The sequence below is a fragment of the Methylobacterium sp. 13MFTsu3.1M2 genome (genome assembly GCF_900112625.1).
Classification (GTDB): Bacteria; Pseudomonadota; Alphaproteobacteria; order Rhizobiales; family Beijerinckiaceae; genus Methylobacterium.
The window spans coordinates 47105-61542 of record NZ_FOMM01000029.1; the positions used below are offsets into that span (position 1 = coordinate 47105).

The 14438-nt window shown below is 70.8% G+C and carries 16 protein-coding genes; 10 read left to right on the plus strand and 6 right to left on the minus strand.

Annotated features, from left to right (window positions below):
• The first annotated feature begins 33 nt into the window (after positions 1-33).
• The 5 genes from BM314_RS24930 to lpdA are packed head-to-tail and all read left to right on the plus strand — an operon-like array spanning position 34 to position 3752.
• Positions 34-321 (plus strand): DUF5076 domain-containing protein, encoded by a 288-nt coding sequence (locus tag BM314_RS24930; protein WP_020095319.1) that lies wholly within the window; start codon positions 34-36, stop codon positions 319-321.
• A 15-nt stretch (positions 322-336) separates the two neighbouring features.
• Positions 337-525: a hypothetical protein gene (locus BM314_RS24935; protein ID WP_020095320.1), complete on the plus strand. Its 189-nt coding sequence runs from the start codon at positions 337-339 to the stop codon at positions 523-525.
• Between the two features lie 4 nt (positions 526-529).
• Entirely contained in the window at positions 530-1963 is a 1434-nt protein-coding gene (locus tag BM314_RS24940) for a pyruvate dehydrogenase complex dihydrolipoamide acetyltransferase (protein ID WP_091980946.1), read from the plus strand.
• A gap of 45 nt (positions 1964-2008) precedes the next feature.
• The gene (locus tag BM314_RS24945; protein ID WP_244540028.1) at positions 2009-2257 is read left to right on the plus strand and encodes a hypothetical protein; all 249 of its coding nucleotides are present in this window, start codon (positions 2009-2011) and stop codon (positions 2255-2257) included.
• Between the two features lie 55 nt (positions 2258-2312).
• Complete coding sequence (lpdA, locus tag BM314_RS24950; protein ID WP_091980950.1) at positions 2313-3752, plus strand: dihydrolipoyl dehydrogenase; 1440 nt, start codon at positions 2313-2315, stop codon at positions 3750-3752.
• A gap of 60 nt (positions 3753-3812) precedes the next feature.
• On the opposite strand, the gene BM314_RS24955 is transcribed toward lpdA, so the two are convergent.
• Both BM314_RS24955 and BM314_RS24960 read right to left on the minus strand, forming a co-directional pair.
• Complete coding sequence (locus BM314_RS24955) at positions 3813-4016, minus strand: hypothetical protein (protein WP_091928197.1); 204 nt, start codon at positions 4014-4016, stop codon at positions 3813-3815.
• A 122-nt stretch (positions 4017-4138) separates the two neighbouring features.
• Positions 4139-4357, minus strand: coding sequence for a hypothetical protein (locus BM314_RS24960; protein WP_020095325.1), 219 nt, complete (start codon positions 4355-4357; stop codon positions 4139-4141).
• A 250-nt stretch (positions 4358-4607) separates the two neighbouring features.
• On the opposite strand from BM314_RS24960, the gene BM314_RS24965 reads away from it, so the two are divergent.
• Entirely contained in the window at positions 4608-5624 is a 1017-nt protein-coding gene (locus BM314_RS24965; RefSeq protein ID WP_091980953.1) for a threo-3-hydroxy-L-aspartate ammonia-lyase, read from the plus strand.
• 133 nt (positions 5625-5757) lie between these two features.
• On the plus strand, positions 5758-6135 hold the full coding sequence (locus tag BM314_RS24970) for a HesB/IscA family protein (RefSeq protein ID WP_012317999.1): 378 nt from the start codon (positions 5758-5760) through the stop codon (positions 6133-6135).
• A 64-nt stretch (positions 6136-6199) separates the two neighbouring features.
• Here BM314_RS24970 and BM314_RS24975 read toward each other — a convergent pair whose 3' ends face one another.
• The 3 genes from BM314_RS24975 to BM314_RS24985 all read right to left on the minus strand — a co-directional run bounded on the left by BM314_RS24975 (position 6200) and on the right by BM314_RS24985 (position 9554).
• Positions 6200-7258 carry a GGDEF domain-containing protein gene (locus tag BM314_RS24975; protein WP_020095327.1) on the minus strand — a complete coding sequence of 353 codons (1059 nt, stop codon included), beginning with the start codon at positions 7256-7258 and terminating at the stop codon, positions 6200-6202.
• A 101-nt stretch (positions 7259-7359) separates the two neighbouring features.
• On the minus strand, positions 7360-8964 hold the full coding sequence (locus tag BM314_RS24980; RefSeq protein WP_091980954.1) for a DEAD/DEAH box helicase: 1605 nt from the start codon (positions 8962-8964) through the stop codon (positions 7360-7362).
• Positions 8965-9173: 209 nt separating this feature from the next.
• Complete coding sequence (locus BM314_RS24985) at positions 9174-9554, minus strand: hypothetical protein (protein ID WP_091980957.1); 381 nt, start codon at positions 9552-9554, stop codon at positions 9174-9176.
• A gap of 450 nt (positions 9555-10004) precedes the next feature.
• Between BM314_RS24985 and BM314_RS24990 the strand changes: the two genes are divergently transcribed.
• Positions 10005-10871, plus strand: coding sequence for an outer membrane protein (locus BM314_RS24990; RefSeq protein ID WP_091980959.1), 867 nt, complete (start codon positions 10005-10007; stop codon positions 10869-10871).
• Positions 10872-11087: 216 nt separating this feature from the next.
• Entirely contained in the window at positions 11088-11582 is a 495-nt protein-coding gene (locus BM314_RS24995; RefSeq protein WP_020095331.1) for a PRC-barrel domain-containing protein, read from the plus strand.
• A 154-nt stretch (positions 11583-11736) separates the two neighbouring features.
• Here BM314_RS24995 and parE read toward each other — a convergent pair whose 3' ends face one another.
• Positions 11737-13797: a DNA topoisomerase IV subunit B gene (gene parE, locus BM314_RS25000; protein ID WP_020095332.1), complete on the minus strand. Its 2061-nt coding sequence runs from the start codon at positions 13795-13797 to the stop codon at positions 11737-11739.
• Between the two features lie 371 nt (positions 13798-14168).
• Here parE and BM314_RS25005 point away from each other — a divergent pair, with 371 nt between their 5' ends.
• A complete protein-coding gene (locus BM314_RS25005) occupies positions 14169-14357 on the plus strand; it encodes a hypothetical protein (RefSeq protein WP_056531209.1) in 189 nt (62 codons plus the stop codon).
• Positions 14358-14438: the final 81 nt, after the last annotated feature.

A 14438-nucleotide genomic window follows, 5' to 3' on the forward strand; every position in this document is an offset into this window, starting at 1 on the left:
GCCCCGGCCAGATCGAGGAACAGCCGGCGCGCCATGAGCCAGGATCCGAGCACCGACTTCGCCGAACTCGCCATCCCGCCCGACGCCCTGGAGCAGGGCGGCATCGAGGTGCTGCGCGCGGCCGTGGTCGACGGCGCGGTGAGCGTCGCCCTGCGCCGCTCCTTCGACGATCCGGCGACCTGGGGCCGGCTGCTGGCCGACCTCGCCCGCCAGGCCGCCCGCGCCTACGCGCTGGAGACCGACATGTCGGAGGACGAGGCGGTCGAGCGCATCCGCGCCGGTTGGGAGGCCGAGGGGCTCGACCCCGGCGGTCTCAACTGACGATGGCGGCCGACCATGGCTGAGGCGGCCGTCCGGCAGGCGACCTACGCGGATCTGGAGGCGGTCCTCGCGCATCGCGTCGCCGCGAAGGTCGACGGGGCGCCGGACCCGCGTCCGCGGCCGCCTTACGACGCCGTCCCTTTCCCCCTCGACGACCTCTTCCCCTTCGACGATCCGGCCGCCCCGGCCTTGCCCGAGACCTGATGCCATGCCGATCAACGTGCTGATGCCCGCGCTGTCGCCCACCATGGAGAAGGGCAACCTCGCCAAGTGGCTGAAGAAGGAGGGCGACCCGATCAAGTCCGGCGACGTGCTGGCCGAGATCGAGACCGACAAGGCCACTATGGAGGTGGAGGCCATCGACGAGGGCGTGCTCGCCAAGATCCTCGTGCCCGAGGGCACGGCGGACGTGCCGGTCAACGATTTGATCGCCATCATCGCCGCCGAGGGCGAGGACCCGTCGAGCGTGCAGGCCGGCGGCGCGCCGAAGGCCGCCTCGAACGGCGAGGCCAAGGCCGAGTCCAAGCCCGAGCCGAAGGCCGACGCCTCTGCGGCCAGCCAGAACACCACGCCGGGCGGCGGCCACATGTCGTACGAGCGGGTGAACGCCGCACCGGAGGGGGCGCAGCCGAGCGGCGCTCCGCAGGGTGGCGCGCAGGCCGGCCCGGGCGGCCGCGTCTTCGCCTCGCCGCTCGCCCGCCGGATCGCCAAGCAGGAGGGCGTCGATCTCGCCGCCGTCCAGGGCAGCGGACCGCACGGCCGCATCATCGCCCGCGACGTCCAGGCCGCGAAGGCCGCCGGCGCCACCAAGGCCCCCGCCGCCGCGCAGGCCGCCGCCGAGGCGCCGAAGGCGGCCGCACCGGCCCCGAAGGCCGCCCCCGTGGGCGGCGCGCCGGCCGGGCTCACGACCGATCAGGTCAAGGGCTTCTTCGCCAAGGATGCCTACGAGGAAGTCCCCCTCGACGGCATGCGCAAGACCATCGCCAAGCGCCTCACCGAGGCGATGCAGGTCGCCCCGCACTTCTACCTGACGGTGGATTGCGAGCTCGACGCGCTGATGAAGCTGCGCGAGACGCTCAACGGCTCGGCCGGCAAGGACAAGGACGGCAAGCCCGCCTTCAAGCTCTCGGTGAATGACTTCGTCATCAAGGCGATGGGCCTCGCGCTGACCCGCGTTCCGGCCGCCAACGCGGTCTGGGCCGAGGACCGGATCCTGCGCTTCAAGCACGCCGAGGTCGGCGTCGCGGTGGCGATCGACGGCGGCCTGTTCACGCCGGTGATCCGCCGGGCGGACGAGAAGACGCTCTCGACCATCTCCAACGAGATGAAGGATTTCGCGGCCCGCGCCCGCGCCAAGAAGCTGAAGCCCGAGGAGTACCAGGGTGGCGTCACCTCGGTGTCGAACCTCGGCATGTTCGGCATCAAGCACTTCACCGCGGTGATCAACCCGCCGCAATCGAGCATCCTGGCGGTGGGCGCGGGCGAGAAGCGCGTGGTCGTGAAGGACGGGGCGCCGGCCGTGGTCCAGGTGATGACCTGCACCCTCTCGTGCGACCACCGGGTGCTCGACGGGGCGCTCGGCGCGGAACTGGTCTCGGCCTTCAAGGGGCTGATCGAGAACCCGATGGGCATGCTGGTGTGAGGCGCGACTCTGTTATGATCGCCTGAGCGATCAACGGAGAGTCGCGTGTCCGAAGTCACCGATCTGGTCCTGCCAGTCCTTCAACGGATGCAGAGCGACATCGCCGAGGTGAAGCGCGATGTCGCAGCGATCAAGACGACCCTGACGGGTCATACCGAGAAGCTCGAGGAATTGGAGATCTACGTCGCCTACGAAACCAGCCTCGGCACGCAGGCGAAGGCGGATCTCCAATCGATCAAGAAGACGATCAAGGCCATGGAGCAGCGGCTGAGCGCGCTGGAGACCTCGTCCTGATCGCCGCGTCAACGACGGTGCAGTCGCGCGCGCCACAGCGGAGAGCTGAGACACGATGTCCGACACCTACGACGTCCTCATCATCGGCGCCGGGCCCGGCGGCTACGTCACGGCAATCCGCGCGGCGCAACTCGGCTTCAGGACCGCCGTAGTCGACCGCGAGCACCTGGGCGGCATCTGCCTGAACTGGGGCTGCATCCCCACCAAGGCGCTGCTCCGCTCGGCCGAGATTTTTCATTATTTCCAGCATCCTGGCGATTACGGCCTGACCGCGGAGAAGGTCGGGTTCGACACCGCCGCGATCGTGAAGCGGTCCCGCGGCGTCTCGGCCCGCCTCAACGGCGGCGTCGGCATGCTGCTCAAGAAGAACAAGGTCGACGTGATCTGGGGCGAGGCCTCGGTCGACAGCGCCGCGCAGGGCAACCAGCCCGGCAAGGTCACCGTGAAGGAGACCAAGCGCGCCGAGGCGCCGAAGGGCGCCAAGGGCGCCGGCACCTACCAGGCCAAGCACATCATCGTGGCGACCGGCGCGCGTCCGCGCGCGATCCCGGGGATCGAGCCCGACAAGAAGCTGATCTGGACCTACTACGAGGCCATGGTCCCCGAGGCGATGCCCAAGAGCCTGCTGGTGATGGGCTCGGGCGCCATCGGCATCGAGTTCGCCTCGTTCTACCGCACCATGGGCGCCGACGTGACCGTGGTGGAGCTGCTGCCGCAGATCCTGCCCGTGGAGGATGCCGAGATCGCCGGCCTCGCCCGCAAGCGCTTCGAGAAGCAGGGCATCAAGATCCTCACCGGCGCCAAGGTGACCAAGGTCGAGAAGGGCGCCGATTCTATCACGGCCACCATCGAGGGCGGCGACGGCAAGACCCAGCAGATCACCGCGGAGAAGCTGATCTCGGCGGTGGGCGTCGTCGGGAACATCGAGAATATCGGTCTCGAGAAACTCGGGGTGAAGATCGACCGCGGGATCGTGGTGACGGACGGGCTCGGCCGCACCAACGTGCCCGGCCTCTACGCGATCGGCGACGTCGCCGGGCCGCCGATGCTCGCCCACAAGGCCGAGCACGAGGGCGTCATCTGCATCGAGACCATCAAGGGCCTGCACACCCACCCGATGGACAAGGCCAAGATCCCGGGCTGCACCTACTGCCAGCCGCAGATCGCCAGCGTCGGGCTCACCGAGGCGAAGGCCAAGGAGCAGGGCTTCTCGGTGAAGGTCGGCCGGTTCCCCTTCGCGGGCAACGGCAAGGCGATCGCGCTCGGCGAGCCGGACGGCCTGATCAAGACCGTGTTCGACGCCAAGACCGGCCAGCTGCTCGGCGCCCACATGGTCGGGGCCGAGGTGACCGAGCTGATCCAGGGCTACGTGGTGGCGATGAACCTCGAGAGCACCGAGGAGGAGCTGATGCACACGGTGTTCCCGCACCCGACGCTCAGCGAGATGATGCACGAGAGCGTGCTCGACGCCTACGGCAAGGTGATCCACACCTGATCGGAGGCCGACGCGGCGCGCGGGTCGGACAGGGATCCGAGCCGCGCCGCCACCGGCCGGTCAGTGCGGACCGGTCCGCGCCGCGAGCGTCAGGCTCACGGCCTGGAACAGCAGGATCACCAGAACCGTCGCCACGCTGCCGCCGATCGGGATCATCAGCAGGGCGACGAGCGGATCGAGCCCCCGGACGAGCAGGAGCGTGACGCAGCTGCCGATCACGGAGGCGATGGTCATCCGAAAGATGCAGCATTCGGACGGTTGCATGTGCCCTCCCATCAGGTCCCCGGCGGGAGAGTGAGGACCCGCACCGCAATACGCAACCGGAGATAGTGCCTAGCTGGGAATCAATCCCAGATCGTGATTTCGGCGTCTTACGCGACAGAGCCTCAGGAGCACCCGCGATCCACGGGCTCGGCCTGGTCCGGCGACGGCACATAGGCGCACCACTCGCAGATGCCGCGTTCGGCGCCCCGCCGCGCGTTGCGCTGCGAGCAGAGCGGGCAGACGAGCAGGATCAGGCGCGAGCCGGTGCGCAGCGCCAGCCCGCGCCCCCGGAAGGTGACCTCGGTCGCCGCGTCGCCCGAAGCGCGGTCGCGGGCGCTCACGGCGAGGCCCTGCCGCCGTGCGGGCGGCGCACCGGTGCGCGCGTGATCTCTGTTGCCATGGCGATGCCGCCCCCCAGCGTTCCTGCCAAGTTGTCGCTGGGTATAAGCGGCGGGGCGGCGAATGGCTCCGCTTGCGCATGTGGATCGGCGGGATGCGCGCGGGTCGAAAGGCCCGTATGACGGGCTGCGGCCCGGCCTCGCTCCGGCGCGGCCCCGGGCGGATGGTACCCGGACGACGATGCAGGCAACGATGCAGGCGACCATGCACGACACGCAGCACGGCGAATCCGGCGCGGCCACCGGCGGCCTTCCGACCTTCGCGGACGTGGCCCGCGCCGCCGAGCGGATCGCCGGGGCCGCGCACCGCACCCCGGTGCTGACCTCCCGCACGGCCGACGCGATGACCGGCGGGCGCCTGTTCTTCAAGGCGGAGAACCTGCAGCGGGCCGGCGCCTTCAAGTTCCGCGGCGCCTACAACGCGATCAGCGCGCTGCCGGAGGCGGCCCGCACCCGCGGGGTCATCACTTACTCCTCGGGCAACCACGCCCAGGCGATCGCCCTGGCGAGCCGGCTGCTCGGAGCGCCCGCCACGATCATCATGCCGGGCGACGCCCCCGCGGCGAAGATCGCCGCCACCCGCGGCTACGGCGCCGAGGTGGTCCTGTACGACCGCTACACCCAGGATCGCGAGGCCCTGGGCCGCGAGATCGCCGAGGCCCGCGGCCTGACGCTGATCCCGCCCTTCAACCATCCCGACGTCATCGCCGGGCAGGGGACGCTGGCGCAGGAGCTGATCGAGACGGTCGGCCCCCTCGACGTGCTGATGGCCTGCCTCGGCGGTGGCGGCCAGCTCGCGGGCTGCGCCCTCGCCGCCGCGGAGCTGTCACCGGGCTGCCGGGTGATCGGCGTCGAGCCGGAGGCGGGCAATGACGGGCAGCGTTCGTTCCGCGAGGGCCGGATCGTCACGATCCCGGTGCCCCGCACCATCGCCGACGGTGCGCAGTCGACGGCCCTGGGCGACCTGACCTTCGCGATCATCCGCGCGCGGGTGTCCGACATCCTCACCGTCACCGACGCGCAGCTCGTCGAGACCATGCGGTTCTTCGCCAGCCGGATGAAGCTCGTGGTCGAGCCGACCGGCTGCCTCGCGGCGGCGGCGGTGCTGAGCGGCCTCGTGGACGTGACGAACAAGCGCGTCGGCGTGGTGATCAGCGGCGGCAACGTCGATCTCGGGACCTTCGCGCGACTGACCGGCGAGGCCGCCTGAGGGCGCTCCCGCGCGGCGAATGCCGGGCCGGTGTGACCCCGCCGCGGTGGACCGGCCCCGGGCCAATGCTTATCTTGTACGCGTCGGAATGCGCGTCCCCGGGCCTTGAACCCGGATGGGCGGGAGGGTGACGATGTCCGCTGGTTTCAAGGTTCTCTCGCTGACCGATCGCGCCGCCGATCGGATCAAGGCGATCATGGCGGAGGCCGACCGGCCGATCGCCGGGCTGCGCGTCGGCGTCCGGAACGGCGGTTGCGCCGGGATGTCCTACACGATGGAATATGCCGAGGCGGCCAAGCCCGGAGAGGACGTGGTCGAGGATCGCGGCGTGCGCGTGTTCGTCGACCCGAAGGCGGTGCTGTTCCTGCTCGGCACCGAGATGGACTTCACCACCAACAAGCTGGCCTCGCAGTTCGTGTTCAACAACCCGAACCAGACCTCGGCCTGCGGCTGCGGCGAGTCGGTGGCGATCACGCCGGTCTCGGCTGACCGCCTGCCCGCGCAGGCCTGACCGGTCCGCGCCCGCCGTCCCGGGTGGCGCGTGTCGCCGGACGGCGACACGGCCGGGGCCGGCTCTAGGCCACCTGCATCAGCGACTCGGCGGCGTCGTCCAGGAAGCGGTTCCGGCCGGCGCGCTTCGCCGCGAACATGCACAGGTCGGCCCGCTCCATCAGCGAGGCGGGCGTGTCGCCCGGGCGCAGCACCGCCACGCCCAGCGAGATGGTGACCTTGCCGAGCGACTCGCCGGTCGAGCGCTTGACCAGCTCGCGCCCCATGACGCTGGCGCGGACCGTCTCGGCCACCTGCTTGGCCACCGTCCGGTCGACCCCGGGCAGGATGATGCCGAACTCCTCGCCGCCGAACCGGGCGAGCTGCGCCTGCTTGCCGGCGTTCTCGCGCATCACGATCGCCACGAGTCGCAGGACCTGATCGCCCGTGAGGTGACCGTACAGGTCGTTGAATCGCTTGAAGAAGTCGATGTCGAGGATGATCAGGCTCATGGGCGTGCTGCGCGCCCGGGCCGTCTCCATCGACGCTTTCAGCGTCTCCTCGAAATGCTTGCGGTTGGCGAGCCCCGTCAGGGCGTCGGTCAGGCTCTCGCGCCGGGTCGCCTCGAGCTTCTCGCGCAGGGTCTCGATCTCGCTGCGGGTCTCGCGCATGCGGGCTTCGAGGATCCGGTTGTTGGCGGCGACCTCCCGCGTCGTGGCGGCCAGGGTCGCGACGATCTCGCCGAACCGCGCCCGGCTCGGGACGCCCTGGGAGAGGTCCTGGGCGACCGCGCGCAGCGACTCGCTGTACTGCGCCGTCGAGCCCAGGGAGAGGTCCAGGATCTCGGTGACGGCCGCGATCTCGCTGAGGACGATGCGGCTGACGTCGTCGGTGGTGCTCGCGAGGCGGCGCCCGTCGAGATAGGTCTCGTGCAGGTCGTCGATGTCGCCCTCGGTGAGGCAGCCGTTCTGCGTGGTGAGACGCTTCACGGCGTCGGCGAGCAGCGGCAGCTCCCCCGAGACGTAGGCGTACCAGACGGCGTAGGCGCGCGGCGTCGCGGAGGGCCCGTAGTCGCGAATCAGATCGTGGCTGCGCTTCGCCAACGCGAAGCTGCGATCGCGATCCGAATAGGTCTCCTGGCTCATCCGTATCCCGCGGTCCGGGGCGACCGACGCGCCTGCGTCGTTGCCCTGACCCAATATACGGCTGCCTGGTAGCCGGACAGTTAAGCCGGAACAGACGTCTGTTACTTATCCTTCTTCGCCAAGACTGGTCGAAGCAGGAACGCAGGAACGTGCGAGCCGAGGCCGACGGGCGTGTCCCCGTCCGCGTCGATCCGGCGCCCGCGCTCCTCGCGCGCGGACTCGCCGCCGCGGCCTGACGCGCGGCCCGACGCGCGCGGCTCCGGACGGTTCTCGGGGCGGCTCTCAGAGCGGCTCTCGGGACGATCGTCCGGGCGGCTCTCCGCGCGCGCCGCGCCGCGGCCGCCGCGCGACCGGGTCGGACGCTCGCGGACCTCCTCGGTCTCGCTCGCGCTCCGGGCACTCTTCTCGACGACGGCCTTGTCGGCGCCCTTGTCGGCACCCTTGTCGCTGCCGCTCTTGTCGCTGCCGCTCTTGTCGCCGCTCCGTCCACCGCTCTTGGCGGAGCGGCCGCCCCGACGCCCGTCGCTCGCGCGGCCGCGGTGGCGCGTCCCGGTATCGCCGGACGCGTCGGCCACGCTGGTCAGGTCGCCGTCCAGCCAGGGGATCGGCTGGCCGATCAGCGCCTCGATGGCGCCGAGGGAGCGCGTGTCGTCGGGGGCGACCAGCGTGTAGGCCGTGCCGCTGCGGCCGGCGCGGCCGGTGCGGCCGATCCGGTGGACGTAATCCTCCGGGTGATGCGGCACGTCGAAGTTGAAGACGTGACTGACGGCCGGGATGTCGAGACCGCGCGCCGCCACGTCGCTGGCGACCAGCAGGGCGGTGTCGCCGTTGCGGAACCCGTCGAGGGCCGTCGTGCGGGCGCGCTGGTCCATGTCGCCGTGGAGCGCCGCGGCGTCGAAGCCGTGGCTGACCAGGGACTTCTGCAGCAGCGCCACGTCGCGCTTGCGGTTGCAGAAGATGATCCCGTTCTTCAGCTCGCCCTCGCCGCGGATCAGGGTGCGCAGGCGCTCGCGCTTGGCGTGCCCCTCGGCGCCGGTGGCGACGAGCCGCTGGGTGATCGTGGTCGCCGTGGAGGCGGGCCGGGCCACCTCGACCCGCTGCGGGTTGTGCAGGAACATGTCCGCCAGCCGCTCGATCTCCGGCGGCATGGTCGCCGAGAAGAACAGCGTCTGCCGGGTGAACGGCACCATCTTCACGATGCGCTCGATGTCGGGGATGAACCCCATGTCGAGCATGCGGTCGGCCTCGTCGATGACCAGGAGCTCGACGCCGGTGAGCAGCAGCTTGCCGCGCTCGAAATGGTCGAGCAGGCGGCCGGGCGTCGCGATCAGCACGTCGGTGCCGCGCATCAGCTTGGCGTCCTGATCGGCGAAGGAGACGCCGCCGATGATCAGCGCCACGTTGAGCTTGTGGTTCGTCCCGTAGCGGTCGAAATTCTCGACCACCTGGGCGGCCAGCTCGCGGGTCGGCTCCAGGATCAGCGTGCGCGGCATCCGCGCGCGGGCGCGGCCGTTCTCCAGCAGCGTCAGCATCGGGAGCGTGAAGGCCGCGGTCTTGCCGGTGCCGGTCTGGGCGATCCCGAGGACGTCGCGGCGCGCCAGCACGTGAGGGATGGCCTCGGCCTGGATCGGCGTCGGCTCGGTGTAACCCGCCGCTTCGACGGCGTTCAGGACTTTCTCGCTCAGTCCCAGGTCGGAAAAAGGCATCTGCGTTCAGGAACCGTTGCGCGCCCGGCCGGCGCGAAGGACACCGTCGCGGCAACGGCTGGGAAAGGCTCGCGCGGGGCGCTCGGACGCTCCCGGGGCCGCGGGGCGCATGCTCCCTGTCAGTTAGGGCCTTGGCGCGACTTGTCAATCTCGCAATGGCTACAGTGCCTGCCCGCGCACAGGGGATCGGCCGCGCGAAGGGTCGCCGATCAGGGCCGGAGACGGTCGCCCGCGGGCGCGACGCAGGGATCCAGGCGGGTGGTGCGGGCGGATCGGGCCGCCGCGATGGCGCCGGTCGTCTCGGGCTCGGCCATCGGCGCGAGCGCCGCGGTCGCGACGGCAGTCCCGGGCGTCGGCGCGTCGGGCCGGCTCAGCCGCGCGAGCTGGTAGGCGCCGATCACCGCGACGATCCCGACCAGGCCCGCCACGCGCAGCGTCCAGGGCAGGGGGCCCGCGCTCCGCCTCGGTTCGGCGCGCGCCACCCGCGCGGCGGTCGAGCCGGTCCGCGGGCCGGCCTGCGCGCCGGGCGCGGCCTCGCCGGTCCGGCGCTTGCCGAAAGTCGTCCGGCTCCGTCCGTCGGGGCTCTGCATGGACAGCGGTCTCCGCCGGCGGGGGACCGGATTCGGTTTGGGGCGCGACAGGGGCCCGGGGACGGGCCTGCGAGCGACGGACCATCGGGCAACAGGGTTAATCGATCGCTTACGCGCGAGAATCATTCTCGTCGAAGTTGTGCCGGAATAAAACGTTCGCCGCCGACGGCTCCTGCAGAGACCACGAGCGATGTCGCCGGCCCCGCGCCGGCTGCCGCCAATATGCGCGGCGCGCAAGGCAGCTAGTCTTCACGGTCTCTGCAGCTCTCCTCGCCCTCCTCGAGCGTGCGAGTGGGCCGTCTGCTGTCGGGCAGGGCCGGCTAGTCTTCATCTTTCGTTGACGGGATGTCCCTAGCCTGAAGAGGCTTGTTGCAGGAAAGCGACAGACCCGCCATCCGAGAGCGCCTAGAAGGCTGCCGGCTCAAGCTAACCCCAGGACCGAACACCACCATGAAGAAGCTTCTCCTCGCATCCACCGTCCTCGCCGGCATGACCGCCGCGGCGTCCGCCGCCGACCTTCCGCGCCGCGCCGCGCCGCCGCCGGTGTTCACGCCGGTGCCGGTGTTCACCTGGACCGGCTTCTACTTCGGTGTGAACGCCGGCTACGGCTTCGACGCCAACAGCCGCAACACCACCAACTACGCCCTGCCCGGCGGCTCGCTGATCAACTCCCCCGGCACCGCCGGCGTCGTCAGCGTCAACAACCGCAGCAACAACGACGGCTTCTCGGGCGGCGCCCAGATCGGCTACAACTACCAGTTCACCCCGGGCTCCGGCGTCGTGATCGGCTTCGAGGCCGACGCCCAGTACGTCGACTTCGCCCGTCGCGCCAACGGCACCCAGAACTACGCCTTCGGCGGCGCCCCGGGCATCGCGTTCGCCGCCCCGCGCGCCTTCGTCGCCACCAGCGGCAACGGCCTCGACTACTTCGGCACCGTGCGCGGCCGCCTCGGCTACGCCTTCGACCGCACCCTCGTGTACGGCACCGGCGGCTTCGCCTACGGCTCGGGCCAGGACGACCAGAACTTCGCCGGCAACCGCTTCCGCGACAGCTTCCGCACCGGCTGGGCCGCCGGCGGCGGCGTCGAGTACGCCCTGCCCACCGACTCGTTCCTGAACTTCTTCCGCTCGAACGCCGTGACGCTGAAGGTCGAAGGCCTCTACGTCAGCCTCGACCGCCAGAAGAACTCGGCCGGCGGCGTGTTCTACGGCAACCTCCTGCCCCCGAACGGCATCGCCTACCTCAACGGCGCCGCCGCCAAGACCGAGTTCGCCGTCGTCCGCGCCGGCCTGAACTACAAGTTCGGCTCGTACTGAGACCGGATGCCGGAGCCGGCTCTGCCGGCTCCGCGCTCCCGAAGGGCCTGGCCGCAAGGCCGGGCCCTTTCGCGTTTCGGGACCGCGAACCGACCTCGGCGGGTGCGACAGGGAGGGCCGGAACCGCGCGGGCCGCCCGCGATTGAGACCGCGGCGCCCCTCAGTGACCCGGACAGGGCCTTCCACGCAGGGACCGGGCGCGCGGAGCGATCAGCCATGCGAAGCCGAATCCTTCTCCTGTCGCTCGCGGCCCTCGGCCTCGCGAACGCGCCGGCCTCCGCGCAGGACGCCAGCGTGATCGGCAAGGACACGATCCTGCCGGCCACGGGACCGGGAACCTCGACGGACGGCAAGGGGGGCGGGCGGCTGACGGAGGCGGCGAGCGCCGAGGACGCCGCCAAGCGTCAGGGGCTCAAGCCCGTCACCTTCCTGACCACGAAGATGATCGGCGTGACGGTGCGCAACGCCGCCGGCGACAGCGTCGGCAAGATCGAGGATCTGCTCATCGCCGACGGCGGGACGCTCAAGGCCGTCGTGATCGACGTCGGCGGCTTCCTCGGCCTCGGCAGCAAGCTCATCGCGGTCGAGCCGGGCGCCCTCGTGCTGCGTCCCGGCGGCGACCGATTCTCGGCGGTCCTCAACATGGGCAAGGACACGGTGGCGGCGGCCCAGCCCTTCGACCCGGCCAAGGTGATCGCGCCGCCCCGATAAGGCGCGACCGAAACCCGTCTTTGCGAGCGCAGCGAAGCGATCCAGGGCAGCGCGACTTCGGTGGACGTGGCGCTGCTGGGTTGCTTCGCTCCGCTCGCAATGACGGCGCGGGCGCCATCGACCGACGCGGCGAGGCCGCGCCGGCGCTCCGGCGTCAGATGTCGAGGTCGGCGCCCTCGGCGAAGGCCGCGCGCTCGCTGATGAAGGCGAAGCGCGCCTCGGGCTTGTTGCCCATCAGGCGCTCGACCGTGTCGCCGGTCGATTCCCGGGCCTCGTCCAGGACCGCGACGCGCAGCAATGTGCGCTTCCTCGGATCCATGGTGGTCTCCTTGAGCTGGGCCGGCATCATCTCGCCGAGGCCCTTGAACCGCCCGATCTCGACCTTGCCGCCCTTGAACACGGTCTTGACGATCCGCTCCCGATCCGCGTCGTCCCGGGCATAGGCCACCTTCGAGCCCTGCTGCAGCCGATAGAGCGGCGGGATCGCGAGGTAGAGGTGGCCGCGGTCGATCAGCCTCGGCATCTGGCGGTAGAAGAAGGTGATCAGCAGCGAGGCGATGTGGGCGCCGTCGACGTCGGCGTCCGTCATGATGATCACCTTCTCGTAGCGCAGGTCCGCCTCGCGGAAGGCCGAACCGGTGCCGCAGCCGAGCGCCAGGGTGAGATCGGAGATCAGCTGGTTGGCGCCGAGCTTGTCGCGCGAGGCCGAGGCGACGTTCAGGATCTTACCGCGCAGCGGCAGGATCGCCTGGGTCGCCCGGTCCCGGGCCTGCTTGGCCGAGCCGCCGGCCGAGTCGCCCTCGACGATGAAGATCTCCGAGCCCGCGGTGCCGGCCGCCGAGCAGTCGGCGAGCTTGCCGGGCAGGCGCAGCTTGCGGGTCGCGCTCTTGCGGGCGACCTCCTTCTCCTGGCGGCGGCGCAGGCGCTCCTCGGCCCGGTCGATCACCCAGTCGAGGACCTTGTTGGCCTGGGCCGGGGAGGCGGCGAGCCAGTGGTCGAAGGCGTCGCGCACCGCCGTCTCGACGATGCGCTGGGCCTCCACGGTGGCGAGCTTGTCCTTGGTCTGGCCCTGAAATTCCGGCTCGCGGATGAACACCGAGAGCATCGACGCGCAGGTCGCCATGACGTCGTCGGTGGTCACCGCCGTCATGCGCTTGGCTTGGTTCACCCGCTCGGCGTGCTCGCGCAGGCCGCGCAGCAGCGCGACGCGCAGGCCGGCCTCGTGGGTGCCGCCCTCGGGCGTCGGGATCGTGTTGCAGTAGGAGTGCGAGATCCCGTCCTCGGCGACCATCCAGGCCACCGCCCATTCGAGCGACCCGTGCGAGCCCGGCTTGGTGATCTTGCCGGAGAACATGGCGTCGGTGACGAGTTCCTTCCCGTCGATGTCGCGGGCGAGGTAGTCGCGCAGCCCGTCGGGGAAGCGGTGCACCGCCTCGGGCGGAACGTCCTCCAGCCCCTCGAGGAGGGCCGGGGCGCAGCGCCAGCGGATCTCGACGCCGCCGAACAGGTAGGCCTTGGAGCGCGCCATCTTGAACAGGCGGCGCGGGTCGAACTTCAGCGAGCCGAAGATCTGGGCGTCCGGGTGGAAGCGCACGCGCGTGCCGCGGCGGTTCTGCACCCGGCCGACCAGTTCCAAGGCCCCTTGGGCATGACCGCGCGAGAACGTCTGCCGGTAGAGCGTCTGGTTGCGCGCCACCTCGACCTCCAGCAGGTCGGAGAGTGCGTTCACCACCGAGATGCCGACGCCGTGCAGGCCGCCCGAGGTCTCGTAGACCTTCGAGTCGAACTTACCGCCGGCGTGCAGCGTGGTCATGATGACCTCGAGCGCCGACTTGCCGGGGAATTTCGGGTGCGGGTCGACCGGGATGCCGCGGCCGTTGTCGGTGACGACGAGGGCGCCGGTCTCCTCAAGCTCCACCTCGATGAAGCTGGCATGGCCGGCGACCGCCTCGTCCATCGAGTTGTCGATCACCTCGGCGAACAGGTGGTGGAGCGCCCGCTCGTCGGTGCCGCCGATATACATGCCGGGCCGGCGCCGGACGGGCTCCAGCCCCTCCAGCACCTCGATGTCGGAGGCGGTGTAGCCGCCCTCCGGCTCGGCGGCCGCGAGCGTCGCCACGGAGGCCGCCGAATCCAGCCGCCGCCGCGGCTCGGGCGGGCGGGCCGCCGCGCCCTTGCCGCCCGGCCCGAACAGGTCCCGCGCCGGATCGCTCACGCGCGGCCTCCTGGCGCGCGGCGCGTCGGCCGGCTCGGCTTCGCGCAGACGGGTCTTGGGACGGGTCTCGGGTCGTGGAGCATGCGCCTTCATCCCCGCATGATAGCGGAACAAACCATAAACATCAAAGCCGTTCGCCCTGCGGCGAGGCGGTCGCATCATCGCATGCTGCGCCGCCGCGAGCGAGGGCCGCGTCCGTGTCGGCACACGGTTCCGCGCGCCGGGCCGTCATCACGACGTTGCACAACAATGGGTTAAGGCTTTCTCGTGACCCGCATGCCCGGCTTCCACAGGCGACGCCCGGAACAGAACGGGACGATCGACGTTGGTGGCGGAGATAAATCTTGACCGTGGTCAGGGAGCCGCAGTCCATGAGCGACGCCGCGATCGAGGCCCGCCGCCTCACGTTGATCCGCTTCGAGCACGCGGCCGGCGCCGCCTTCGGCTGCGACGATGACGCGGCTGTCGCTCCGGCCGGGCGGGCGCTGGTCAATGCCACCACGATCACCTTGGCGACCTTCGCGACTGCGGTCGCGGCGACGATCACTTACCTGGTCTGATCCCGATCGCTGACCGCACCCCACGGTGAGAGAGCGTCGACGCTGCCTCACCCGCGTCCTTGCGAGCGGAGCGAAGCAACC